Source organism: Psychrobacter sp. UBA6766 (assembly GCF_002453355.1).
Taxonomy (GTDB): domain Bacteria; phylum Pseudomonadota; class Gammaproteobacteria; order Pseudomonadales; family Moraxellaceae; genus Psychrobacter.
The window spans coordinates 33,486-59,069 of record NZ_DKGQ01000040.1 but is presented as its reverse complement, the minus strand read 5'-3'; the positions used below and the strand labels follow the sequence as shown (position 1 = coordinate 59,069).

At 42.8% G+C, this 25,584-nt stretch carries 24 protein-coding genes; 9 read left to right on the top strand and 15 right to left on the bottom strand.

Going from position 1 to position 25,584, the window contains the following annotated elements; all coding sequences use genetic code 11:
• The first annotated feature begins 65 nt into the window (after positions 1-65).
• Positions 66-896: an SPOR domain-containing protein gene (locus tag B4K26_RS09065; RefSeq protein WP_296244974.1), complete on the top strand. Its 831-nt coding sequence runs from the start codon at positions 66-68 to the stop codon at positions 894-896.
• A 105-nt stretch (positions 897-1,001) separates the two neighbouring features.
• Positions 1,002-2,096: a PTS transporter subunit IIC gene (locus B4K26_RS09060; RefSeq protein WP_296244972.1), complete on the top strand. Its 1,095-nt coding sequence runs from the start codon at positions 1,002-1,004 to the stop codon at positions 2,094-2,096.
• Between the two features lie 244 nt (positions 2,097-2,340).
• Here B4K26_RS09060 and B4K26_RS09055 read toward each other — a convergent pair whose 3' ends face one another.
• From B4K26_RS09055 to rdgB, 7 genes are all read right to left on the bottom strand, one after another.
• Entirely contained in the window at positions 2,341-3,318 is a 978-nt protein-coding gene (locus B4K26_RS09055) for a c-type cytochrome (protein ID WP_296244970.1), read from the bottom strand.
• Positions 3,319-3,705: 387 nt separating this feature from the next.
• The gene (locus B4K26_RS09050) at positions 3,706-4,755 is read right to left on the bottom strand and encodes an SDR family NAD(P)-dependent oxidoreductase (protein WP_296244969.1); all 1,050 of its coding nucleotides are present in this window, start codon (positions 4,753-4,755) and stop codon (positions 3,706-3,708) included.
• 295 nt (positions 4,756-5,050) lie between these two features.
• Complete coding sequence (clpX, locus tag B4K26_RS09045; RefSeq protein WP_296244967.1) at positions 5,051-6,325, bottom strand: ATP-dependent protease ATP-binding subunit ClpX; 1,275 nt, start codon at positions 6,323-6,325, stop codon at positions 5,051-5,053.
• Positions 6,326-6,491: 166 nt separating this feature from the next.
• The gene (gene clpP, locus B4K26_RS09040; protein ID WP_409521376.1) at positions 6,492-7,187 is read right to left on the bottom strand and encodes an ATP-dependent Clp endopeptidase proteolytic subunit ClpP; all 696 of its coding nucleotides are present in this window, start codon (positions 7,185-7,187) and stop codon (positions 6,492-6,494) included.
• Between the two features lie 477 nt (positions 7,188-7,664).
• Complete coding sequence (gene tig / locus B4K26_RS09035) at positions 7,665-9,002, bottom strand: trigger factor (protein ID WP_296244964.1); 1,338 nt, start codon at positions 9,000-9,002, stop codon at positions 7,665-7,667.
• Between the two features lie 53 nt (positions 9,003-9,055).
• Positions 9,056-9,199, bottom strand: coding sequence for a hypothetical protein (locus B4K26_RS09030; protein WP_296244963.1), 144 nt, complete (start codon positions 9,197-9,199; stop codon positions 9,056-9,058).
• Between the two features lie 221 nt (positions 9,200-9,420).
• Positions 9,421-10,089, bottom strand: coding sequence for an RdgB/HAM1 family non-canonical purine NTP pyrophosphatase (gene rdgB, locus B4K26_RS09025; protein ID WP_296244962.1), 669 nt, complete (start codon positions 10,087-10,089; stop codon positions 9,421-9,423).
• A gap of 437 nt (positions 10,090-10,526) precedes the next feature.
• On the opposite strand from rdgB, the gene B4K26_RS09020 reads away from it, so the two are divergent.
• Positions 10,527-11,156, top strand: coding sequence for a superoxide dismutase (locus B4K26_RS09020; RefSeq protein ID WP_296244960.1), 630 nt, complete (start codon positions 10,527-10,529; stop codon positions 11,154-11,156).
• Between the two features lie 285 nt (positions 11,157-11,441).
• Here B4K26_RS09020 and B4K26_RS09015 read toward each other — a convergent pair whose 3' ends face one another.
• The 5 genes from B4K26_RS09015 to B4K26_RS08995 form a co-directional block, all read right to left on the bottom strand.
• The gene (locus B4K26_RS09015) at positions 11,442-11,960 is read right to left on the bottom strand and encodes a hypothetical protein (RefSeq protein ID WP_296244959.1); all 519 of its coding nucleotides are present in this window, start codon (positions 11,958-11,960) and stop codon (positions 11,442-11,444) included.
• Between the two features lie 7 nt (positions 11,961-11,967).
• Positions 11,968-12,618, bottom strand: a complete 651-nt coding sequence (locus tag B4K26_RS09010) for a hypothetical protein (RefSeq protein WP_296244957.1) — start codon at positions 12,616-12,618, stop codon at positions 11,968-11,970.
• 12 nt (positions 12,619-12,630) lie between these two features.
• On the bottom strand, positions 12,631-13,197 hold the full coding sequence (locus B4K26_RS09005; protein ID WP_296244955.1) for a PAAR domain-containing protein: 567 nt from the start codon (positions 13,195-13,197) through the stop codon (positions 12,631-12,633).
• 141 nt (positions 13,198-13,338) lie between these two features.
• Positions 13,339-14,157 carry a DUF72 domain-containing protein gene (locus B4K26_RS09000; RefSeq protein WP_296244954.1) on the bottom strand — a complete coding sequence of 273 codons (819 nt, stop codon included), beginning with the start codon at positions 14,155-14,157 and terminating at the stop codon, positions 13,339-13,341.
• 83 nt (positions 14,158-14,240) lie between these two features.
• Positions 14,241-15,293, bottom strand: a complete 1,053-nt coding sequence (locus B4K26_RS08995; protein WP_296244953.1) for a polyprenyl synthetase family protein — start codon at positions 15,291-15,293, stop codon at positions 14,241-14,243.
• Positions 15,294-16,007: 714 nt separating this feature from the next.
• Here B4K26_RS08995 and fadB point away from each other — a divergent pair.
• The 3 genes from fadB (at position 16,008) to B4K26_RS08980 (ending at position 20,316) form a co-directional block, all read left to right on the top strand.
• On the top strand, positions 16,008-18,167 hold the full coding sequence (fadB, locus tag B4K26_RS08990) for a fatty acid oxidation complex subunit alpha FadB (protein WP_296244951.1): 2,160 nt from the start codon (positions 16,008-16,010) through the stop codon (positions 18,165-18,167).
• Between the two features lie 143 nt (positions 18,168-18,310).
• Positions 18,311-19,483: an acetyl-CoA C-acyltransferase FadA gene (gene fadA / locus B4K26_RS08985; RefSeq protein WP_296244949.1), complete on the top strand. Its 1,173-nt coding sequence runs from the start codon at positions 18,311-18,313 to the stop codon at positions 19,481-19,483.
• Between the two features lie 254 nt (positions 19,484-19,737).
• Positions 19,738-20,316, top strand: coding sequence for a hydrolase (locus B4K26_RS08980; protein ID WP_296244948.1), 579 nt, complete (start codon positions 19,738-19,740; stop codon positions 20,314-20,316).
• A 118-nt stretch (positions 20,317-20,434) separates the two neighbouring features.
• On the opposite strand, the gene B4K26_RS08975 is transcribed toward B4K26_RS08980, so the two are convergent.
• Positions 20,435-21,691, bottom strand: coding sequence for a CynX/NimT family MFS transporter (locus B4K26_RS08975; protein WP_296244946.1), 1,257 nt, complete (start codon positions 21,689-21,691; stop codon positions 20,435-20,437).
• 263 nt (positions 21,692-21,954) lie between these two features.
• Here B4K26_RS08975 and B4K26_RS08970 point away from each other — a divergent pair, with 263 nt between their 5' ends.
• Positions 21,955-22,599: an HD domain-containing protein gene (locus B4K26_RS08970; RefSeq protein WP_296244943.1), complete on the top strand. Its 645-nt coding sequence runs from the start codon at positions 21,955-21,957 to the stop codon at positions 22,597-22,599.
• Positions 22,600-22,692: 93 nt separating this feature from the next.
• Here B4K26_RS08970 and asd read toward each other — a convergent pair whose 3' ends face one another.
• Positions 22,693-23,529 carry an archaetidylserine decarboxylase gene (gene asd / locus B4K26_RS08965; protein ID WP_296244941.1) on the bottom strand — a complete coding sequence of 279 codons (837 nt, stop codon included), beginning with the start codon at positions 23,527-23,529 and terminating at the stop codon, positions 22,693-22,695.
• 126 nt (positions 23,530-23,655) lie between these two features.
• Between asd and dtd the strand changes: the two genes are divergently transcribed.
• Positions 23,656-24,108, top strand: a complete 453-nt coding sequence (gene dtd, locus B4K26_RS08960; protein WP_296244939.1) for a D-aminoacyl-tRNA deacylase — start codon at positions 23,656-23,658, stop codon at positions 24,106-24,108.
• Positions 24,109-24,117: 9 nt separating this feature from the next.
• On the opposite strand, the gene B4K26_RS08955 is transcribed toward dtd, so the two are convergent.
• Positions 24,118-24,714 (bottom strand): M23 family metallopeptidase, encoded by a 597-nt coding sequence (locus B4K26_RS08955; RefSeq protein ID WP_296244938.1) that lies wholly within the window; start codon positions 24,712-24,714, stop codon positions 24,118-24,120.
• A 199-nt stretch (positions 24,715-24,913) separates the two neighbouring features.
• Here B4K26_RS08955 and B4K26_RS08950 point away from each other — a divergent pair.
• On the top strand, positions 24,914-25,584 hold a 671-nt coding region (locus B4K26_RS08950; RefSeq protein WP_296244937.1), incomplete at its 3' end, for a putative quorum-sensing-regulated virulence factor.

Sequence of the window (25,584 nt, the reverse complement as noted above, 5' to 3'; positions counted from 1 at the left end):
GACAATTCTAATCGACAACGATAATTCGATAACGACAGATATATTCAGTAGGGAGAACGAGATCCATGTTAGCCAAAAAACCAAAAGGTGCCACTGAAAAACGCAAAACAAGTAGTGCGTCAGGCTTATTATGGATGTTTGTTGGGGCAGTATTAACGCTCATGATTGGAGTGTTTTTATATCTCTCGCCATTGTTTAACTTCAGTCCTGCGGGTAGCGGTGACGCTACCGATCCTGATAGACAAGTACAACAACGTGTCGATACGGATACCGATAATGGCGATTATGAATTCTACGATATCTTGCCCAATCAAGAGATGGCAACGATTCCTGATGAAGACTTTGGCGAAGGAAGTAATAGCCAATCAGGTCAAATCACTGACTTCGAGCCGGATGTGGTCATCAATCAGCCGGAAAATACGACGGCAAATAGTGATGATACAGGAAACTTTGGTATCGCTGAAAGCACCACGATTGAGCCTAGTCGTAGCAATAATGCAGCCAATAGCGCTAATGACGATGATATTGTCATCGTTGAAGAAGATGCGACCTACGATGGCACCCCAGCTACAAATAATACTGGTGCCGCCGCCAACAGAGCCAATACGGCAAATGCCAATAGTGCTAGTAATGCTAGCGTGCAGCCAGCTAAGCCTGCAGCGACTTATATCTTGCAAATCAATAGCTTTGGCGATGCCGATGAGGCTGATCGACGCCGCGCTCAAGTTTTGATGGCTGGAGTAGACGCTCGAGTCGTAAAAAATACCACGGGCAATGGTTTACCTATCTATCAGGTTATTTCGCGCCCGATGAGTAATCGTCAAGCGGTTGCTACTGCCCAGCAGCGCCTGCAAAACAATGGCATTGATTCTATTATCGTTGAACAGCGTCGTTAAAAGCCGTGTATTAATTAAAAAAGCGTCAGAGTGACGCTTTTTTTATCTCTTTTTTTTGATAGTTTTTTTAATATCTTTTAGCAAACTTAACATAAGAGCATGGTGATGATTGTGACTCCTTTAGAAACTGCCCCCGTCGGTAGGGTTAGAGCTTTTTTTCAAAAGTATTTTATCGATGCATTTACAGGCATGGCTTTAGGGCTATTTGTTACCCTCATTGCGGGTCTTATTATCTCGCAAATTGGCGGTTGGTTAGGACTACCGGTATTGATCGCGGTGGGTAAATTGGCATCGGTTCTGATGGGCGCGGGAATCGGGGTTGGAATCGCTTACTATCTTAAAGCGCCAACTTTGGTCATGCTTAGCTGTTTGGTCGCAGGGATGCTTGGTGCACACTCTGAAGCTTTGATGGCAGGCAATTTATTTATGGCGCAAGACGCAGGTCCGGCAAGCTTTGCTGCTGTGCCCGGTAATCCGATTGGCGCGTATTTAACTTCAGTATTTTCTTATCGTGCTGGTACTTGGATCGCTGGCAAGACTAAGCTTGATATCTTACTTATTCCTTTAGCGGTATGCGCAGTCGCATTGGTAGTTTGCGCTCTCCTGAACCCGCCAGTCGTTGCTGCTGTCAATGCTATTGGTCAAGGTATTCAAGCGGCCACTGAATTACAGCCGTTACTAATGGGTATTGTGATAGCGGTGGTCGTTGGCATTTTATTGACCCTGCCGACCTCAAGCGCGGCTATCTGTATCGCTATTGGGCTTGGCGGCTTAGCGGGCGGGGCAGCGGTCGTTGGCTGTGCGGCGCACATGATTGGTTTTGCAGTGGCGAGCTTTAAAGATAACGGCGTCAGTGGCGTGATTTCTCAGGGACTTGGCACCAGTATGCTACAAATCCCCAATGTCCTAAAAAAACCATTGGTACTACTGCCCGCCGTTACCGCTAGCGCCATTGTTGGTCCTATCGCAACCGTTGGTTTTGGACTGGCTTGTACAGCAACTGGCGCTGGTATGGGCACAGCAGGATTGGTTGGGGTATTTGGCGTCATTGAAGCGTCACAAGAAATCATGAGCAGTACTCAGTTATGGACGGCGATTATATTGTTAATGTTCGTGTTACCTGCGCTCATCGCTGGTGTCGTTGCTTATATGATGCGCCGTCTTGGTTGGTTAGTTGATGGGGATATGAGGTTGCCTTAGGTTTTAATCTAAAAATCAAAGAGGATAAATATCCTAACCACCATGATAAAAAAGCCCAGCTATTAAATAACTGGGCTTTCGACATTTTATATATAGTTAATTAAAAGTAAAACTGTCATAAGTTCAGAGGCGATACAGGTATAAATTTTCCTTGTTTGCTGTGTTCCCAGAGGCTGCGCAAAATTCATCCCTGTATCGCTGTAACACTTTTAAATTGAACCTGCTATATTATAAAAATTTAGAATCAGCGACGAACATCTTTCGGGGCATCACCATTTGGCCAATCTTTATCTTTATTGGCTTTGACAGGACGTGGCAAATGGGTAAAGTAGGCGGCAATATCGACCGCCTCTTGATCACTTAGCGAGTTGCCTTGGCCAAATGGCATTTTGCCTTTAATAAATGATGCTGCGGTATAAGTGCGTGCCATTCCCGCTCCATCGTTAAATGATTTATCGCCCGCGACTGCTGGGTAAACATAAGAGCCATCATCGTTGTATTGACCTTCACCGTCAGCGCCATGACAAACGCTACATTTTTCTGCAAATAGCTTTTTGCCGTTATCCGTATTGGCTTCTAAGCTCTTATCGACTTTAGCAAAACCGCGACCCTCAGGGGAGACGCCGTATGGTAAACCCTGTGACAACCAACTCATATAAGAAACCATCGCGTTCATATCGTCTGAACCCAAGTCCAGAGCTTTACCGTTCATTGAACGCTCAAAACAGCCATTAATTCGTTCTTGAATGGTATTGACACGGCCGCCTCGTGAGCGGTAAATAGGGTAAATGCCTGGCATACCATTCCAAGGCGCTGCAAACGCTTCTGAGCCATTCCCTAAGTGACAACTGGTACAGTTAAGCTGGTTACCGACGTTATCTGGTAACTCTTTATAGGTATGATTGGCCAATTGTAGCCCGCGTTTCACCGCCGCGCCAAACTCATCATCTGGAATCGTCGATTCGTCTGGCATTTTAATGGACGGCTTACCGCTTGCAGCATCAGCGCCGCCTGCAGTTATATCATTGGCAGCAGGCATGTTACCTTTTAAGGCGTCTGCACGTGCTTCAAGATCTTTTACACGTGCTAGGGCTGCTGCCTCTTCGACACGATCAACGGCCTTAGTTTCACTACTATTATCACAACCTGTGATAACAGTTGCCCCAAGAGCAAAGATAGTCGCCACTAAAATAGAAGACTTAGTACGTGAAAACTTTCTCATTGGAATATCCTTATCTTAAAATATAATATGTAAAAATTTATCGATGTGTTAATTTAGCAGCAATGATGGCAGAACTTATGCTGTGATTTAAATAAAAATGACAGCATGACTTTGCGCATACGCTGCACTTTGTTCATCAAAACTGCGGGGTAATCAATCAGTAACTTGCTAGTAACATGATTGTATCAAATACAAATACGTAAAGTGATTTTAAATTAAAAATAAAACATAACGTGACAAATCAAATTAAAGACAGCTAAGGCGCAAACCACAGTATCTATGTTGTTTTCTACTAAAAAAGCACGTGAATAGGGAAATATTTACGCGCTTTTTTGCTAAGGATGTCTCTCTAATAATTTAACTTATCGTCGTTTATTTGCTGTTATATTAATGAGCAGGTACCGTTTTACGGTTGGCTGTTTTTACGCGTTTCTTGCCTTTTAATTTACGCGATAGCTTATTGATATCATTGAGTACCTGACCATAACGAGACGGGAACAGACGCTGGATGGCATCCATCATTTTGGCATCGTTGCCAATCAAGCAGCGTGGCTCGTTGGTGGCGGCGGCTTGTAAGATAATCCAAGCCGCTTCGCTGGCATCGAATTTTAAGAACTTATTAAAGCTACTGATGGCTTTACTACCACTACGCATGCCAAGGTCGCTGATACTGTCGTTACCACGGGCGCTATTGGCGATATTGGTTTTGATACCGCCCGGATGGACACAAGTCGCTGATACGCCGCAGCGCTGAATATTCAACTCTTGGCGCAAACTTTCAGTAAAACCGCGTACGGCAAATTTACTGGCATTATAAGCAGATTGGGAGGGTTGCGCAGTCAAACCAAATACGCTTGAGATATTAATAATATGACCATGCTCTTTAAATTGGCGTAACTTGTTATCCTTACTACCACTAGTAATTTCACTTTCTTTGACACTATTTTTAATCAAAGGTAAAAACGCCTTGGTACCATAGACCACGCCCCAGAAATTGATATCCATGATCCATTCAAGCTCGTCAATGCTGCTTCCTTCTACGGATGAATAAAGCGCCACGCCAGCATTATTAAAAATAAAGTTCACTTTACCATGCTCTGCCATGACGCTATCTGCCCACGCCTCAACAGCTTTATTATCTGAAACATCAAGTACCGTCGTCGTGACTTTGATATCATAACCGACGAGCAAGTCTTTGGTTTGGGCTAACTGCTCAGGATTGATATCCGATAGCGCCACATCACAACCCATTTTTGCTAAATGAATGGCAAGCTCACGCCCCATTCCCGAGCCCGCCCCCGTGATAGCAGCGACATGATCAGCATAGTAAGGGACAATATCAAGATCTTGATGAGAGGGAAAGGGTAGGTGTTCGCGTAATGAAGTTGCTATTGCAGCGGCGTTTCCAGAGATATTTCTAGAGATGTTGTTAAGCATGATAAACAGTCCTTTGTATCATTAATTTGAAAAGCTTGGATATAACTTTTATCTTCAGTTTTACCAGATGTGAATTTTAAAAATAAAGAATAAAGAGAGCTTTACCTTAGCATGAATTATATGTTTGGCTGCTAAAGATTGATAAACGCAGCTGTCATTTTCAATCAGCTTATATTGAGAGTTAACAAACACAAAAAAACGTCTGAACCTAAGGTCAGACGCTTTTTTAATAACTCACTCATTAATAAGAACTGACTGCTTTTTTAACGTTATTTACAACGATAAAATCTAATAATTAAGCAATTTTAGGAGTTTTGCCTTCGTTAATGACTTCCTCATCAACCAAGACAGTTTTGGCATCTTTCATAGATGGCAATTCATACATGGTTTCAAGCAAAGCATTTTCTACGATAGAACGTAAACCACGCGCGCCTGTTTTACGCTCCATGGCTTTTTTGGCAATCGCATCAAGCGCTTCGTCTGTGAAGCTGATCTCAGCGCCTTCCATATCAAACAGATACTTATACTGCTTAACCAAGGCATTCTTAGGCTCAGTCAAAATCTGAACCAATGCTTCTTCATCAAGCTCTTGTAATGCAGCCAATACGGGCAAACGACCAATCAATTCAGGAATCAAACCAAATTTAATTAAATCTTCTGGCTCGACTTGCTGGAGTAAATCAGAGCTGCGGCGGCTGTCATCTTTTGAGCTGACATCGGCATTAAAGCCGATACCGCCTTTTTCCGTTCGCTGCTGAATCACTTTATCAAGACCAGCAAACGCGCCACCAACGATTATCAAGATATTGCTGGTATCAACTTGGATAAGCTCTTGCTGTGGATGTTTACGACCGCCATGTGGCGGGATAGCAGCAACCGTGCCTTCGATAAGTTTCAATAAAGCTTGCTGAACGCCTTCGCCTGATACATCACGGGTGATAGAAGGGTTGTCGCCTTTTTTGCTGATTTTATCAATCTCATCAATATAGATAATACCTTGCTCAGCTTTGCTGACATCGTAATCAGACGCTTGCAAGAGTTTTTGGACGATATTTTCAACGTCTTCACCAACATAACCTGCTTCCGTTAACGTCGTCGCATCTGCCATTGCAAACGGCACATCAAGCAGACGCGCCAAGGTTTGAGCCAGTAAGGTCTTGCCAGAACCCGTTGGACCAATCAGCAAGATATTACTTTTAGCCAATTCAACCATCGCATCATCAGCACCGATTTTGGCTTTTTTGCTGTCATTGGCCAAAGTTTGACTGACTTTTAGGCGTTTGTAATGGTTATAAACTGCAACTGCTAATGCTTTTTTGGCAGCGTCTTGACCGATGACGTATTCGTCTAGTTTGGCACGCAGCTCTTTTGGCGTTGGCAGTTTTTTATTGACCCAAGAGGTATCAATATCGCTGTCGTCGTCACCGTCTTCGGCGCTATCAGCAATCAGGTCCGTACATAGCTCGATACATTCATTACAGATATTAGCGTCGTCAGCGGCAATCAGCTGCTTTACTTCACTTTTTGCTTTGCCGCAAAACGAACATTGCGGGGTGTTATCTTCTGCCATATACAGGCGCTCCTAAAATTTAATGCTTATCAATATTTTGATTATGGACGTCAGCGCCAAAGCGTCGGGCAGTTGATATATTCTCGCTTACCATATCGCGCTTAGGCAGCTGATGTTTTAAAGTCTTTTAAACGTCTATTATTAAAGCTTATAAAAAAATTAAAGCTTATAAAGAATCGGGGCGACGCTCTAATACTTCATCAACCAAACCGTATTCTTTGGCCTCTTTAGCATCTAACCAATAGTCACGCTCAACGTCTTTTTCGATTTTCTCTACCGGTTGACCGGTACGCTCAGCCAAAATCTCATTCAAACGAGCACGTGTTTTTAAAATTTCACGAGCATTAATTTCGATATCGGTTGCTTGACCTTGTGCACCGCCTGAAGGCTGATGAATCATCACGCGCGAGTTGGCTAAGGCATAACGTTTGCCTTTTTCGCCCGCTGCAAGCAAGAATGAACCCATGCTATAAGCACCGCCCATACAAATGGTCGAAACTTCAGGTTTGATAAAGTTCATGGTATCAAAAATTGCCAAACCAGCACTGACTGAGCCACCTGGTGAATTGATATATAAATGAATGTCTTTATCAGGGTTTTCCGCTTCTAGAAATAATAGCTGTGCCACGATAAGATTGGCCATATGGTCTTCAACTTGACCGGTCAAAAAGATAACGCGCTCACGCAATAGGCGTGAGAAAATATCAAAAGAGCGTTCACCGCGTGCTGACTGCTCAACCACCATCGGCACTAATGCAGCTTGCGGCGCACTTTGACTATATTGTGCGCTTTGGGTAGTGTTGTGCGCACTCATCAACATATCAAAATGCGGGTTAGCAGTGATGCGATCATAATCTGTCATAAAGAGGTCCTGTTTATAAATTCATAAAATAAAAAATAGAAGCTAGCTATTGGCTACATTGTTATTGATGATTATCATTGTAAACATTATCGCTTGGTAATAAAACCTATTAAGGTGCAAAACTTATTGAACCAATCCTACGTCAGGAGTCGTGCTAATAGCGAATTGTGACTATTCAAATATGCTTAATAAAAGTGATTACCTGCTAAAACAGAAACTGATAACAACAGCAAGCGCTACAAATAATTGAGCTAATGGTAACTTCTTTATCCAAGCAATAGTAAATTTTTAATGTGACAATTGATAAATGACTCCCTATTAATAAGGCGTCTATGACTACTTATCAAGGGCAGCCTTGATAAACTATTAATAAAAACAGCTTATAAGCCAGCAATAAAAATGCCCTAACGAATGTGTTAGGGCATTTTTAATAAGTTAGGTATTAAATCAGTCAGTATTGACTGGTAATTCCCTAGATTACATGGCTTGCTGCTGCTGAGCGGCCAGTAGGTCTTGGTAGCTAACTTCTTTATCAGTCACTTTACCTTGTCCAATTAGATAGTCAACTACTTGGTCTTCTAGTACTACAGACTCAATGTTCGCGCGTTGCTGCTTGTCATTGGTGTAGTATTCGATCACTTCTGCTGGATCTTCGTAGTTTTCAGCCGCTTCTTTGATGAAAGTTTCAACGCGATCCTGATCAACTTCTAGGCCTTTGGTGTCGATAACGCGAGCAACGATGATGCCAAGACGGGCAGCACGTAGCGCTTGCTCTTCAAATAGCTCATTTGGTAGCATGTCTTTATCGAAGCTATCAGCGTTGGTACCGAACTGCTGAGAAAAGCGCTGCATCATCATGTTGCGTTGACGATCGATTTCTTGCTCTAGCATAGCGTTTGGAACGTCAAACTCATTTTTTTCAAGTAGCGCATCAAACGTCGCTTGTTTTACTTGGCTACGCGCCGCATTTTTGATTTCGCGTTCCATGTTTTTACGCACGTCTTCTTTTAATTTCTCAACGCCGCCTTCTTTTACGCCAAATAATTCAAGGAATTCTTCGTCGATTTCTGGAAGTTTTGATTTTTCAACCAATTTTACATTGATTTTAAATTGTGCTTCTTTACCAGCCAAGTTTTCAGCTTGGTAATCTTCTGGGAAAGTCACATCGATAACTTTTTCTTCGCCCGCTTTCATGCCTTTGATGCCATCTTCAAAGCCTGGAATCATCTGATTGCTACCGATAACCAGTTTGAAGTCTTCAGCAGAGCCGCCTTCAAACTTCTCACCATCGATTGAGCCTTCAAAGTCAAAGGTCACTTGGTTGTCTTTGGCCGCTTTGCCTTTTTTCTCAACGAATTCTTGACGCTGCTTTTGTAGGTTTTCGATCATGGTGTCAACGTCTTCGTCGCTGACGGTCGCCGTGTGACGCTCAACTTCGATTTCATCGATACCTTGCACATCGATTTCTGGGAAGATTTCAACAGTGGCTTGATAAACCAAGAAATCGTCTTCTAGTTTTACATCGTCGATGTTCGGCATGCCAACGGCACGGATATCTTCAGATTTAATCGCTTCAAACACAGTGTCACGGATTACATCGTTGATCACTTCTTGCTGAATGCCAGCACCGTATTGTGAACGGATGTGTGACATCGGCACTTTACCCTTACGGAAACCGTCAATTTTGGCAGTTTTCGCCACTTGGCTGATACGGCCTTCAACTTTGTTTTGAATTTTTTCAACGGGAACTTTAACCGTTAGCTGAGTTTCTTTGTTAGACAGCTTGTTGGTTGTGACTTGTAAATCTGTAGCCATGTTCGTTACACCTTTAGGATTAAATAGTACTTTTGAATCAATAGTACTTAGGGTTAAATGTAAATAATGATAGACAACCGTGCCTCAGAATACGAGCGTGTGCCAGCGGTTGCCGTTGGAATAAATAGGGGATAGTGATAGCTTGCGATGTCGCTATTCATACCCGTAGCAATCGCTACTGACGCAAAAATACACAACGCCTTATCTTAATCAACACTATCAATATTGACCGTAAATCGCTCGCATAATAACGCTTTTTGCTCAATTATACAGACAAATAACGGCTTTCAACAAAATTTTAAAAGTAGAACAGTATAATCTATCTGTTTATTAAAGTAAAAATTATCTGTTTCATCGCCCCGCTAGTGATTTATAAGCCTTGCTTTGATTTCAGATGCTTAGTTATCGCTAAATAAGTCTATAAAGACAATTGTTTTAATAATTGCTGAATGGCTTGACCACGATGACTGACGTTGTTTTTATCGGCTGCGCTCAAGCTTGCTGCCGTATGTTGCAGCTCTGGTAGCCAAAATAGCGGATCATAACCAAAGCCGCCGTCGCCATAGGGCGCCTCTAAAATCTCACCTTGCCATAGTCCTTGGGCGATAATCGGTAACGGATCATCAGCATGACGAACCATCGCCAATACACAAACAAACAAGCCGGCGATAGGCGTATCTGGATTTGCATTGCGAATAAGCTGCAAGTCAGCGATAAGCTTGGCGTTGTTTTTACTGTCATTGCCATGCTCGCCGGCATAGCGTGCCGAGTAAATGCCCGGCGCATTGCCCAATACTGGCACGCATAATCCTGAATCATCAGCAATCGCTGGTAGTCCACTTGCGCGGCTGGCATGACGCGCTTTGATGATGGCATTTTCGATAAAGCTTAAACCATCTTCAATTGCGTCTTCGATATCAAGTTGACCCTGCGGGATAATCGTCACGTCCAAATTCGCTTCAGCAAATAAGCGCTTAAATTCAGCAAGTTTGCCTTTATTATTACTGGCGAGTACCCATTGATTAGATAAGTTGGCTTGATTCGAATTTTCTTTTCGGGTAGGGTCGACGGCGCTGCTATGAGTCATTTTATCTGTCCGTAATTGATTAACTTATACTGGCATATTCTAAGCTGTCATTGGCTAAATTACCAATTAGTATAATATATTGGCGATTCATAACATTTGGTAACTGATATTTCTCGCCACTCTTGCTATAATAGGTAACAAGTTACAGTGAATTATATCTTATGGATTGTGAACTTAAATTTAATAATGCTTTTAGATATTCCTAGTGGGTTTTGACTATTATATATTTATAAGCGTATTAACTAATAAGTGATGTTCGCTTAAGAGAGCTTTTAAATTTAGAGTTTTTTAGGTTTACCACAATATGCACCAGCATGTTGAGGTTCATGTAAGACATCTTCCTAACAATAAACTAAGCCAATTTAGTCTGATAATTTATAGCGTTGATTTAAGCTATACCTAATACTAATGGCTAAACCAGCAAGGATAAAATAACTATGTCAAATATTACTTTACCAGACCTACCATACGCAAAAGACGCGCTAGAGCCACATATCAGCGCCGAGACGCTAGAATACCATCATGACAAGCATCATGCTGCTTATGTAAACAAGCTTAATGAATTGCTACCTGGTTCTGGTCTAGAAGACAAAACATTACCAGAAATTATCTTAGCGACTGCTAAAGATGACAGCAAACAGACAATGTTTAACCAAGCAGCGCAAGTGTGGAACCACACATTTTACTGGAATTGCATGACGCCTGATAATGGCGGCGGCGAACCCACGGGTGATTTGAAAGCGAAAATCGAAGAAGATTTTGGTAGCTATGACAAATTCCGCGAAGAGTTCAAAAACGCAGCAACTTCACAGTTTGGTTCTGGTTGGGCTTGGCTAGTTGCTGATAAAGTTGGTGGTAAGCTGTCAGTGATGAAAACAGGTGACGCTGATAACCCAATGACTCATGATAAAGTCGCGGTATTGACTTGTGACGTATGGGAACATGCGTACTACATCGATTATCGTAACCGTCGTCCTGACTATGTTGACACCTTCCTAGACAAGCTAGTGAACTGGGACTACGCCAACGCAAAATATAAAGGTCAAGATGCTGGTGTTGAAGAGTAATCTTTAACCACTAAGTAGTTGATTTTAAAAAAGGATGCTGAGAGGCGTCCTTTTTTTGGTTTAACTAACTTATAAGGTACATTACTATAGGTAAATCTCCCAAACCTAAGACACCTAATAGATAGAATTAAGCTGCCTGATTTAGTTTCTGTATTGGCGTAAATCCCCCATTGCACATATTAAGGCGCTCGTTATTATAGTGATATAATCAAGCTTCTACTGACTACTTAAACTACCTTAATCATTGATAATCATTAAAACTGTGAACGATATATAATAAATATATTATTCCTCCATAAGCGCTAAGCAGTCAAAAGAATCTATAGATTCCAGTCCTGCTTTTTTTGCAAGCTGTTGATCTTCTTCTAATAACTTTTTATATAAAGGTTGGTATGACATACTTAGCTCATACATATTTTCATATCCACCTACTAATTCGTATTTCTTTGCGCCAAAATCATGATATTTTTCTAAAAAAATATTGCCAACGCATAGCGCATCAATAGTCGCAGGATTTGCATATTCGTCAGGTCTGATAGTATTCTTAGCCCAATCAATTTCATATAAATGAGTAAGGCCATCAATGATCATAAGCTTACTAAGTAAACTACTGTACACTTGGTTGGCTATTTCATTTTCAGAATCTGTATTGATAGCTAGATATAGTTCTTTGTCACTCGTTATGGTCGAATATAGTGCGCTTATACTTCCGTCTTTTTGACAGTTAATATCATTCCCAGATACTGTACTGGTACAGGCTGACAGGGTACTAAAGAGAGATAATAAAATTAGTTTTTTTTTCATAAATTTCTCATTGTCCACTTGTCCATAAGTTGTTATTTTTCATGTATTCTATTTCGTTCATTCTATTTATAGCTTTAAATCCTTTTCTACCTCTTTTTAATTTAAGGGTTTCACTATGATACTCTCTGTTAAATATCAAATGAAATAGTTGCTCATTTAAAAGTGAAGGCCCTTTGTTCTTTATTATGACGACAGCATTTTCAATAACAGCTGAATTGTTCATTGATTGTATAGCAAACTTTCGCATACCATTCGCTCCCATCAAACTAAGCTTCGGCGTTCCAAAAGTTAATGAAGCCGTTTGTAGCATGCTGATAGCTATCGCTGCGCGATTGAGAAAAGCTTCCATAATAAAGTTGTTGAATTCAATATATTTAAGTGTATGTAACATGTGTAGTCTTTCACTATCTAGCCAAACACTGTCAGTATAAGACGACATGTCATTAGATAATGAAAAAACTATTGCTAAGTTATACTCAAGTAAGTTTCTTGTTTTAAGATGATCCCACTGATAATTATTCATACCAAATGTATATGGCTCTATTACAGCTACATTAAGCTGTTTTATTAATGCGTTACACATTATTCCTTTATCTAAACAGATCTTTGTTGGCTCGCCTCTAGTGGTATCAGTAGTATTTGCAATACTACTAGTCATGATGTAGGTCCGTTATATATAGTGTTTAATAAGGTTGCCGAACTCTTTAAAATTTGGATATTCTACGTTTACTATTTCTTGATCGTTGTTATTAAATTCTAGTGTATAACCATTAGGGTCTGTCAATCCTTCTTCAACTGCACCATCTTTAAAGGTCAAAGTATACTTCACACTATCTAAAGGCTCTTGTGTTTTTTCATTTAAAAGCTGAATTTTAGTTGGTGTTAACTCATCTTTACTTATAGCAGCAAACAAAGCTTCTGGATCAGACTTAGGAAACACTAAGGGTGCTGGCTGCTCAACGTCTCCTACCTCAAAATCACTCTCACAGAACGATTGTTGAACTGCAATCAGCTTAGCGCCGCAGCTAGTGACATCGCCTGCGCGCGCAATAGGTGTACCATCGACGATGAATGACGGGTCACCTGATAGTATGGTAGTTAGTTTTTTGCATTTTTTACAAATGACCTTATCACCTTTGCGAGAGATAGGAATACCGTTATGCGTACTATATGGTGAGCCTGCGATGACTTCACCGCCATGAGTTGTTATAGCGCCTACTGTGATATAAGCTGCCATAGTATTGTCCTAAACGAGTTATATTGAGACTTGATTTGCGAAGAGTATGACTATTTAGCAATTAAACTTAGAATTAAGTTAATCAGAAAGGTCGACAAATGTAAATTATATTTCTAGGACATTTTTAAAATAATCGTGCCACTACAACACCTCAAACCCAAACCTACCCAACGCCTCTCTTAACATCGCAATATTATAATACGCATGCGCATTAACGGTATTTTGAAAGAAGATATAGAGCGTATCAAAATGCTGACGCTGATTGGCAATCGCTTGCGCCCAGTCATTCATCTCAGCCTCAGAGTAGCGATAATCATGCCGATCGGCAGCACTCATCGCATCCCACCAGTTTAAGTTATTACCATGCATACGCAGATATCCTATGCGCTGAGTGAATATCAGCCGTGACGGTGGTAGACTGCTGACTTTGGGATAATCAACGCTACACCAAATTAGACCTTGATCGACAAAACTATCGATCACTTGCGGCGTATGCCAGCCGTTATGACGGAACTCAACGGCTAGTGGATAATCCTGAAACCAACTCACAAGGTTTGCTAAGTAAAGACGATGCTCGCGAGTACGGTCAAAGCCATGTGGGAATTGGAGTAATAATGGTGCGAGAGCATTGGCTTCGATAAGCGGGGTGAGGGCAGTTAGGAAAGCTTGCGCATGCTCGCTTGTGCCTTTTCGCGCGTGGGTAAAGTCTTGATGCAGCTTGACCGCGAACTTCAATTCGCTATCCGCTTGTACGTAAGCTTTATCAACCATTCCGGCAAAGGCTTTTTGGCCGATGGGCGCGTAGAAGGTACTATTAATCTCAACCGCACCATATTGCTTGGCGTACTCGCGTAAGAAGTCAGTCTTTTTGGTGCCAGTAGGGTAGAGCGTGCCGAGTAAGTCAGCATCACTATAACCGCCCGTGCCAAGGTAAATACGCGGAGTAGGGGTACTTTCCATGTTAACCACCCTTTGTCGTTTTGAATGTCTTTTTGAATAATTGAAATACTTAGTTGGTTGTTTACGCGCCTATTTATTTTGAGTTACTTTTTGCGCGACCAAAGCCATTCTATCAGGGCCAATAACGCGTCATTGTCTTTACTGATATTAAGCTTACGATTGTTCAAATCGCGACCACTTAACTCACGAATGATGGCTGAGCGACCTTCGTTGAATAACGATTGCGCGTAGCTGGTCGCCTGCTCAACGCCCATCAATTTCACATAGGTAGATTTGTCTAACTTTTCATCGCTGCCCGCAGGTTTGCCAAGGGTATCGGTGCTGGTAGTCACATCTAAGATATCGTCTTGGACTTGAAAAGCCAGACCAATATGCTGGGCGCAATCTTGTAGAGCAATGCGCTGCGGCGCGGTTGCGCCCGCACAAATACCGCCCATGAGCATCGCAGCCTCTATCAATGCACCTGTTTTGTCACGGTGGATGGCTTCTAACTCGCTTTGCGTAATCTCAGTGCTGGCTTCGGCATTCAGGTCGAGCATTTGACCAGATACCATGCGCCGTGCACGCGGGGCGAATATCGCGATGAGCTGGCTTGCGATATTGGAGTCAAAATGAGCAAAGGTTGGCAGCTCTGCGGTTAATACTTCAAAAGCCAGCGTCTGTAATACGTCCCCTGCCAGCAGCGCGGTTGATTCTTCAAAGACAATATGTGCAGTTGGTTGACCACGGCGCAGCTCGTCATCATCCATACACGGCAGGTCATCATGCACCAGTGAATAAGTATGCAGTAGCTCCACTGCCAATGCTGCTCGGCGGCACATATCATAATCTGAGTCGTTTTCTAGCAGCGATTCTAAACCATCATTTTCATTCGTGCTATTAACAACATCGTCATTAGCATTGCTACGATTGACACTAGCAAAGGCGCTGGCAACCAATAATGGCCGTACCAATTTACCAGTTCCTGTCATCACATAACGACAAGCGTTAAGCAGCGGGCTTGGCAGCTCAGCATAAGCAAACAGTACTTCAATATCGTGAGTTAATTGGGCGCGCACATCATGATGAAACCGCTTGGTATTTGTAAAGGGCATAAAGCTAGAGTCAGTAAGGTTTAGCGTAGAAGAAACAGTCATAATCCAACCATTCGTAAAAAAGATAATAAAGTGTCGCTAGTGTAGCATGATAGACCATATTCCTTATGCGACAAGTATCGTCAATGACGTTTTTTGACGACTTAATGTTAAAAAAGCCCGTCAAAAAATCGTAATAATGCAACAAGCCCTCGTTACGTATTGATGATTTAACTTAGCGGTTGAGTATGTTTTGATAAGAGGTGACATTAAGCGTTTGGATGCGACCCGCTAATTCCAGTATACAAACAATCACTTAAGGCAGATTGCTAGTCAGGTAAAGGGCTGCTGCTGATTTAAGAGTGACTTGTGAGTTTGGTATTAGCTTGTGACAGTCAGGGGCATAATCCCCTACACTAATTGGCGTAAAAATGGTCTGGCGCTCAACCCATGAGTTTTTATCCAAAATTTTGGGCATAAAACACGGCGTTGACCAATTTTAATTATGACTCAAGGCAACAGTATATAAATAAAGCGCTGTATCCATTGGTGCTAACGCTAGCACGTGCTGGATAACGCTAAGTACATCAATATAAGCGCTGAATAATAAAGACCTCGGTACGGCTCAGTCTGCTTTTATTTTTAAGAGACGTTTCTTAAAAAACAGTAGATTGGCGGTGCTATTACTCGTTTTTCTAACAATAACTGACTATGTACTTTAATTTTAAAACTTCTAATTTTAAAACATAGCTTTCGTTATATAGCAAGGAGTTTCAAATGGTATATCAAGGAAATCGCATTTCGGTGTCAATGCTAGAGGATGGCATCGCCAATATGCACTACAACGCCGAAAATGAGAGCGTGAATAAGTTTGATGCTGAAACCAACAAGCAATTTGGTGAAGCCGTTACCGCGCTAGAAAAAGCCGATGACGTTAAAGGTTTGATTGTCACTTCAGGAAAAGGCGTCTTTATCGCTGGTGCTGATATCACAGAGTTTGTGGGTTCTTTTAAAAAACCAGAAAGCGAGATTAAAGAGTGGGTGTTCAATATCAATGACGCCTTTAATCGCTTTGAAGACTTGCCATTCCCGAAAGTAGCGGCCATCAACGGCGCAGCGCTTGGCGGCGGTTGTGAGATGACATTGGTTTGTGAATACCGTGTCATGAGCGACAAAGCCATCATCGGTCTACCAGAAACCCAATTGGGAATCTTCCCAGGCTTTGGCGGAACGGTTCGTAGTACGCGTATCATCGGTATCGACAATGCGCTTGAGCTGATTGCGACTGGCACCCCGAAAAAACCACTTGAAGCGTTAAAACTTGGCCTAGTGGATGCGACCGTTCCTGCAGATGATTTGCAAGATGCCGCCATTGATTTGGTCAAAAAATGTATCTCAGGTGAGCTTGATTGGCAAGCGAAGCGTGAAGAGAAGCTAAACCCTGTTAAGCTTAATCAGCTTGAGCAAGCGATGGCATTTAACAGCGCAAAAGGTATGATTTTTGCCAAAGCCAACCCTAAGCAGTACCCAGCGCCAGCAATCGCTATCGAAACCATTGAAAAACACGTCAATTTACCACGTGATAAAGCGATCGAAGTTGAAGCGACTGGTTTTGCTAAAGCGGCGAAAACCCCACAAGCAGAAAGCTTGGTTGGTCTGTTCTTAAACGATCAATTGGTGAAAAAACTTGCCAAGCAGCACAGCAAAAAAGCGCATGAAATCACTGAAGCCGCAGTACTAGGCGCAGGCATCATGGGCGGCGGTATCGCGTATCAAGCAGCCAGCAAAGGCTTGCCAATCATCATGAAAGACATCAAGTCTGAGCAATTAGAACTTGGTATGGGCGAAGCCAGCAAGCTATTAAGCAAAATGGTCGAACGCAAAAAAATGACCCCAGCAAAAATGGGAGAAACCTTAAGCCGTATCCGTCCGACTTTGAACTATGGTGATTTTGCTGAGACTGACATCGTTATCGAAGCCGTGGTAGAAAATCCAAACGTTAAACGTGCGGTACTAAAAGAAGTCGAAGGTTTAGTAAAAGATGACTGCATCTTAGCGTCAAACACTTCAACGATTTCTATTACTTATCTGGCTGAAGCACTTGATCGTCCAGAAAACTTCGTCGGAATGCATTTCTTTAACCCAGTTCACCGTATGCCACTCGTTGAAGTGATCCGCGGTGAAAAGTCCTCTGAAGAAGCGATTGCGACCACGGTTGCGCTAGCCTCTAAAATGGGCAAAGTGCCAGTTGTAGTCAATGACTGCCCAGGTTTCTTAGTCAACCGTGTATTGTTCCCATACTTTGGCGCTTTTGATTTATTGCTTAAGCAAGGTGCTGATTTTGCTCATGTCGATAAAGTCATGGAAAAATTCGGCTGGCCGATGGGTCCTGCGTATCTAATCGACGTGGTCGGTCTAGATACCGGCGTTCATGGCGCAGAAGTCATGGCAGAAGGTTTCCCTGACCGTATGAAGCCTGATTATAAAGGCGCGATTGAGCATTTATATGAAAACAACCGCCTAGGCCAGAAAAACGGCGTTGGCTTCTATAAATATGAGACTGACAAACGCGGCAAGCCAAAGAAAGTCGCGGATGAAGCAACTTATGAGCTATTAAAAGCGACGACGGATAGCGACAAGCAAACGTTTGATGATCAAACCATCATCGACCGCACCATGCTGGCTTTCTGTAATGAAACGGTTCGCTGCTTAGAAGACAACATCGTCAGCACGCCATCTGAAGCCGATATGGCGATGATTATGGGCGTTGGTTTCCCGCCATTCCGTGGTGGCCCTTGCCGTTATATCGACCAAATGGGTCTAGATAACTACTTGGCGCTATGCGAAAAATATGCGCACCTTGGCAAAGCCTATGAAGCGCCGCAGAAGATTCGCGACATGGCAGCAGCAGGCGAGACTTTTTACGCAACGGCGTAATGGTCGGTCATTACTAGGATGAAGTGCCGTACCCATGCTCGATAAGATTACTGGTAATTTATTTATTATCGATAGTCTTGACCTTCTAAATTAGGTAGGCGAGCTTGGCAGTACTGACAATAAAAATTGAAAAGGAAGATAGTATGACAACTTTAAGTCCAAAAGACGTGGTCATCGTAGATGGCGTACGTTCAGCAATGGGAAAATCTAAAAACGGTATGTTCCGCCACGTTCGCGCTGATAGCATGTCTGCTGAATTGGTTCGAGCATTGGTTGAGCGTAATGACTTTGACCCACGTGACGTCGAAGATATTATTTGGGGCTGTGTTAACCAAACGCTAGAGCAAGGTCTCAACATCGGTCGTAACATCGGCTTACTAGCTGATATCCCAAAAACAGCCGGCGGTCAAACCGTGAACCGTCTGTGTGGCTCATCTATGCAGGCGCTTCATACAGCTGCGGCGCAAATCATGACCAACCAAGGTGATGTTTTTATCATCGGTGGTGTTGAGCACATGGGTCACGTTGGGATGATGCATGGCGTTGATCTTAACCCAGAAGCGTCAAAGCACTATGCAAAAGCGTCAAACATGATGGGCTTAACGGCTGAAATGCTCGGTCGCATGAACAACATCACCCGCGAAGAGCAAGACGCCTTTGGTCTTGAGTCACATCGCCGTGCATGGGCTGCAACCACTGAAGGTCGTTTTGACAATGAAATCATCGGTATCGAAGGTCATGATGCTGCTGGTCGCTTGCAACTATGTACTGTCGATGAAGTGATTCGTCCAGACGCGACAATGGAGCAAATGCAAAAGCTTCGCCCAGCCTTTGATCCAGTAGGCGGTACAGTAACAGCTGCCACTTCATCAGCACTCTCTGATGGCGCGTCAGCAATGCTAGTGATGAGCGCGCAAAAAGCCAAAGACTTGGGATTGAAACCTCGTGCTCGAATTCGTAGTATGGCCATTGCTGGTTGTGATGCGGCTATTATGGGTTATGGTCCCGTTCCTGCGACGCAAAAAGCCCTAAAGCGTGCTGGCATGAGCCTTGATGATATGCAAACCATTGAGCTAAACGAAGCATTTGCTGCACAAAGCTTAGCAGTATTGAAGTCATTGAACTTGACGGACAAGCAAGACATCGTCAACATCAATGGTGGCGCGATTGCATTAGGTCACCCGCTTGGTTGTTCTGGCGCTCGTATCACGGTTACGTTGCTAAATGCAATGGAGCAAATGGATACTGAAATCGGTCTTGCGACCATGTGTATCGGTCTTGGCCAAGGTATCGCGACAGTTATTGAGCGTGTTTAAGCGTTTTAATACACCTCTTTAGTCTTATAGTATTAATAAAGCCCCTAGTCATCATGACTAGGGGCTTTATTTTGGCTAATTAAAAATGGCGTCTATAATATCCTGTTCATAATTGTTAATAAGATTTATCTTCATTGACGCCCTCAGCAAACTATGACTAAATAAGAGTAAGGCCAATAAAGACAACATCAACGATAAAACTAAAAAGCTAAATGAGCCTTTAATAATAAAGTCAGTCGTACAAGGAGTGTGCCATGTCTAATACTATGATTACCAGTCGTACTTATCGAATCGCGCGTGAAAATACCCAAGCGATGGTTATTGATATCCAAGAGCGCCTAACGCCGCATATCCATGACCATGAAAATATTTTAAAAAAGACAGTGACGCTCATCAAAGGTCTGCAAGCGCTTGATATTCCTATTATGCTCAATGAGCAATATAAAAAAGGTCTGGGTGATACCTTGCCTGAGATTCGTGACATATTAGAAGGTGATAACGCCAAAGGTTTTGAAAAAGTGACTTTTAGTGCCTGTGATAATGATGACTCATGGAATCATCTGGCTCAGCAGAACCGTAGTATCGTTTTGTTGTTTGGGGTTGAAACGCATGTTTGTGTGCTGCAAACCGCGCTTGATTTACTGGATAATGGCATGCAGCCGGTGATTATTGGTGATGCTGTTGGCTCGCGATATCCTTACGATAAAAAGCAAGCGATTCGCCGTATTCGCCGTGCAGGTGGCGTGATTACTACGGTTGAAACGGTTTTATTTGAGCTATGTCGTAGCAGTAAAGACCCTGCTTTTAAGACTATTAGTAATTTGATTAAATAGTAATTGTCCACTTTAAAAAATCTTCGGCTGTTTAGTACAGATAGCGCTTAAGTCTTAGGCGCTATCTTTTTTAAATACTAACTTTTCTCGCTTTAAAATAACGCTTTTAAAAAACATTTTAAGTTGGTTTAATAGTAGGTTTGCTTACTAGCTTATCCTTTATTTTTAAGACCAAAAAAGTGGCTAAAGCGATGGCAACAATCAGTACCCAACCAGTCGTTGTCCAACTGCCAGTCAGTCCTTTCACGCCCTGCATCAGTAAAACCATCATAACACCACCTAGATTGCCCATCATCATCAGCATAGCAACTGCTTTGGCCGCTTGTGAGGCATGTACGGTGTCTTCAGCGGCGGCAATCAGCAGCGGATAACCTGCTAGCAAGAAAAATCCCAGTACAAAACTTAGCAGTAACGTCGTTGTCCCTGTCGTTGAGTACAGTAAAGGATAGGTTGCACTCGCACCAACCAACGCTGCCAATATTAAGAAGATACGACGTTTTTGCAGATAATCGGATAACAGCGGAATCAGTAGCGCGCCTAAAATGCCGCCGACGATCAGCATGGCGGTAATGATGCCCGCTGTCGCCTCATCAATACCGCGTGGCGCAAGAATAGGTGCAATCCAGTTGCTGAGTCCGTTGAAATAACCCATGGCAATAAACACCGCTAATGAGATAAACCACAGCCGTTTATTTTTTAATAGTGATTCAATTTCGTGTAGAGAGATAGCGCTATCTTGTTGTTTGGGTTTTTCAGCGACGACTAGCAAAAATCCTACTACCGCCACCGCCGTAATAACGACATTGATAAGTAGCATGCCTGAGAAGCCAAACGCCTCGATTAATGGGGCAGGAGCAAACGCACCAAGGGCAGTTGCCGAAAACATTCCACCCATAATCACGCCCGTTACCGTGGCAATTTGCGACTTATCAAACCAGTCGGAGGTCACTTGATTGATAGCATTACTGATGTAAGGTTGAGCGATGGCAATCAGTAGCTGTCCTGCGAATACTAACCAATAATGATCAGCACCCAACCAACGTATTATTGACCCTATCAGCATAAGGAGCGCAGCATAACTGACGATTTTTTTATAGCCGATGTTATCGAGCACCTTGCCAGAATGAATGGCAAGCAGCACAAAGATAATAGGAAACATCAAGGTTAATAGATTGGCAAAAAACTCATTAACGCCAAAATGTGCTTCAGTGCTAATAACGATGGTCGCAAAGGTCAGCCATAAAAACTGATTTACTCCGATTAAAAGAGAGAAGCCTGCGATAATTAGCCATTTATTGGGTGGTTTTTTCTGAGTCGTTGCTGAAGTGGTAAATGATGAGTCAGCATGCGTTACAGCGTCAGTAGGGATTGGCATCGACATATCCTTGTCTGGTCCAGGTTGTTATCCATTATTCTGTGCATAACTTTGTCCATAGTCTTATGCATTGCCTGTTATCCTATTATGAGCATTAGTCGAATATTAAACAATAAAAAATTAGATGTCTGCCTCTATTGATGGTTTTAGAAATGCCTATATTCTTACCAGCGTAAGAAAATGTCTATTATAATAAGCACCTCTGCATCAAGATTAGAGTTAGATAAAGCGTTAATCATTCACTGTTTAAATTAGAGAAAGCTATGCCATCAAATGCCACCTTAGCAACCAAGCAAACATCATTACCAAATCCAAAGCTTGCTTCAAACATTGATATCAATGATGTTATCCATTTCTTATTAGAGTTAGATGCGCTTAAACGCGTCAATCGGCGCAGCTATGTAACAGGAACCACGCGCTTAGAAAATTCCGCTGAGCATTCTTGGCATTTAGCAATGGCCTGCTGGTCCATCGCTGAACAATTTGAGCTCGATGTTAATTATGAGCAGTTATTAAAAATGGCACTGATTCATGACTTGGGTGAAGTTGATGCGGGTGATACGTTTTTATTCGCCAATAGCCGTGGTAAAGCTCATGTTGAAGAGCGCGAGGGTATTGCTCGGCTGCAAAGTGAGCGTGGCAATGGTATCGCTGACCTCAGTAAAATATGGGAAGAGCAAGAAACTGGCAGCAGTAAAGAAGCCGAACTGCTGAGAGTGGTCGATCGAATTTTGCCATTTTTGTTGAATATCAATACGGGCGGAAAAACATGGAGTGATCACGACGTGACACGATCACAAGTGGCTGGTGTGCTGGGGTTTATTAAAGACAGTTTCCCTAGTATCCATGAATGGTTATTGGAACAGGTTGATTATGCGACTGAGCAAGGCTGGTTGATTGATGTATAACTAGGCCCATCAATGTAATAAATAGAAACTAAAAAGCCCGGCTAAACGTCATTATTTACGTTTAACTGGGCTTATTTAGTAATAAGGAGGACGTTATTGAGGATTAGCAACACCCAATAGCTGACCCATTTTTACTAAACTATTGGCTTGCAAGCTATTTTGCCAATCGGCTTTTGCTGCTTTAGGCAGAACGACAATAGCGGTTGAGCCTAAATAAAAACGACCAAGCTCATCGCCTTTTTGAAAGCTCATGTTATGAACCATTTCTTGGATATCATCAGTGCGACTGATTTTTCCCGTCGCTACCGTTTCGATACCAGCGACAATCATTGCCCCAACCATGACCACTGCTGCTTTGCCATATTCTGTATCAAACAGACAAACCAAGCGCTCATTACGGGCAAATAAATCTGGTATGTTGGCTGCCGTGACATTGTTCACCGAAAATAGCGTGCCCGGTATATAACGGGTCTTGGTCAAAGTACCGGCAAATGGCATGTGCACGCGGTGATAATTGCTCGGCGCTAGATACACAGTGGCAAAGCTGCCATCGGCGAAATAGCTGCCATCTTCGCTGTCAGCAAGTAATTGACCAATATCGTAATGACGACCTTTGGCTTGCAGCAATTTATGATCGTGGATTTGCCCTAGCTGCGAGATAATGCCGTCAGCAGGACTGACGATACCGCCTGCACTGCTATCAACGATTCGTGCATCGTCTTTTAGCTCGCGAGTAAAAAAATCGTTAAAACTCTCATAAGCATTAAAGCTTTGGCGTTCGTATTCATCCAAGCTGACATTGTAAGCTTTGGCAAAGCTGCGAATAAACGCGCGTTTGACGTAAGGATGGCGGCTAGCGGCCAAACGCCCAGCGACTTTACTCAGCTGCTGCTGCGGTACAAACTGTTGAAGGGTGGTAAATAAATTCATAATGAGGCTACCAAAAGATGTCGATGTAGTTATTAATAGGCAAGTTGATGACGGTATTTTATCATGGTCAGGGTATGATTGTACGACCATAAACTGTAAGCGATTTATAAATAAGGAAGGCTGTAAATGAGAGCGTTGATACAAAGGGTGCAGCATGCCAGTGTCACTGTTGACGAGCAATGTATTGGTGAGATTGGACGAGGCGTATTGGCTTATGTTGGTTTAGGGCCAGATGATACGCTGCAAAGTGCTCAGCGAATGATTGATAAAATCCTCACCTATCGCATTTTTGAAAACGCTGATGACCCTGCCAAGGCTGGAAAATTGGATAAAAATGTTCAGCAAATTGGTGGCGGCGTATTATTGGTGTCACAATTTACTTTGATGGCAAAAACCGATAAGGGTCGTCGACCAGACTTTGGCGGCGCAATGGCACCTGATGCTGCACAAGCATTGTTTGAACAGTTCATTACTTATGCAAAAACCCAGCATCCCAATGTGGCGACTGGCCAGTTCGGCGCTGATATGCAAGTGGTAAGTATCAACGATGGACCGTTAAATTTCTTATTAGAAGTTTAATGGTTTAATCTAGCTGTCAGGTTTTTGCAATAGGGGATAAGGGTTGACTGCGCTGCCATGGATATAAATGCCGTAGTGGACATGGGTTGGTGTGCCTTTGGCATTCCCACTGTCGCCGACATAGCCGATAATGTCGCCCGCGTTGACCCAGTCATTTGGGCTGATATCGGCATAATCTTCTAAATGCGCATAATAATGTGCAGCGCCGCCCGGTCCGATAACCACAACCACGTGCCCGCCCAAATTATTTTTGCCAACTTTGCTGACGATACCCTGAGTTGTCGCCTGAATCGGCGTACCTCGTGGGGCAAAAATATCGATGCCTTCATGCTTTCGACCTTGGCTGCGCGCGCCGCCCCAAGTATCCGTCAAATGCCGTCCCGGTAGCGGGCTAGGCAAGCTGTTTTCGGTGGGCAGTTCTTGTTGTAGTAAACTGATTTGCTGCCATTTCGCCATCACAAACGACTGGGTTTGTTGGCTGATACTCGGTAAAAGCTTGTCGAACACAAATAACAGCATCAATAACACCGCCGCTTTGATTAATACGTTGAGTATACGAATTAAAAACGTTGGCTTAGGTGGTTGGCTATTCGTATTTGATGGCATGACATCTCTTGTTTGGCGCAAATTATTTCAATTTACATTATAGGCAGCTGAACTTTTAATTCTTGTATAGCATTGTTATCTTTAGATTTTATCCCCATAAATGGTTATGATTAAACATTTATGACCAAGTAACTATTATGACCAAGTAACTATTATGACCAAGTAACTATTATGGCCAAGTAACTATGACTGCACATTTATGAATGATACGGCACTAATTATCGATACCGAAACCGATCAAGGTCGTGATCCAAGACCTATTCAAGTGGCGACTATTAATGTAGCCACGGGATTTGAGTGGATGAAGTACTTTAATAGTGGTCGCTCGATATCGCCGATTGTGATTAAAATTCATGGTATCACCGATGACGACGTGGCGGGTCTTGAGGGCTTTGAGCTTGAAAAATTTGAATTACCGCAGTATTTGATTGGTCACAATGTGCGCTTTGATTGGCGAGTGATTGGCAGTCCTTCTACCAAACTCATTTGTACCGTGCGGCTGGCGCGTGTCGCCTTTCCAGAATGGAACGCCTATGGTCAATCGAGATGTATCGAGCAATTATTAGGCAAATCTGAAGCAAGCAAGATGACGATTGCCGCTCATGACGCGCTAGGCGATGCGCGCATGTGTTATCTGCTTTATCAAGCGTGCTGCGAGCGCCTAAAGATTGAACCAACGGACTTTGCAGCCGCTCATGCTATTGCAAATAAAGCCAATCCTCTAAGTAAAATGCCCTTTGGCAAATATAAGGGGATGCTGATTAAAGACGTTCCCATCAGCTACGTAAAATGGATGCTTGGTAACATTCATAATATGCAGCCGACGCTGTATTCGGCATTAACCAAGCGCATCAAAGCCGAAGAAACGGC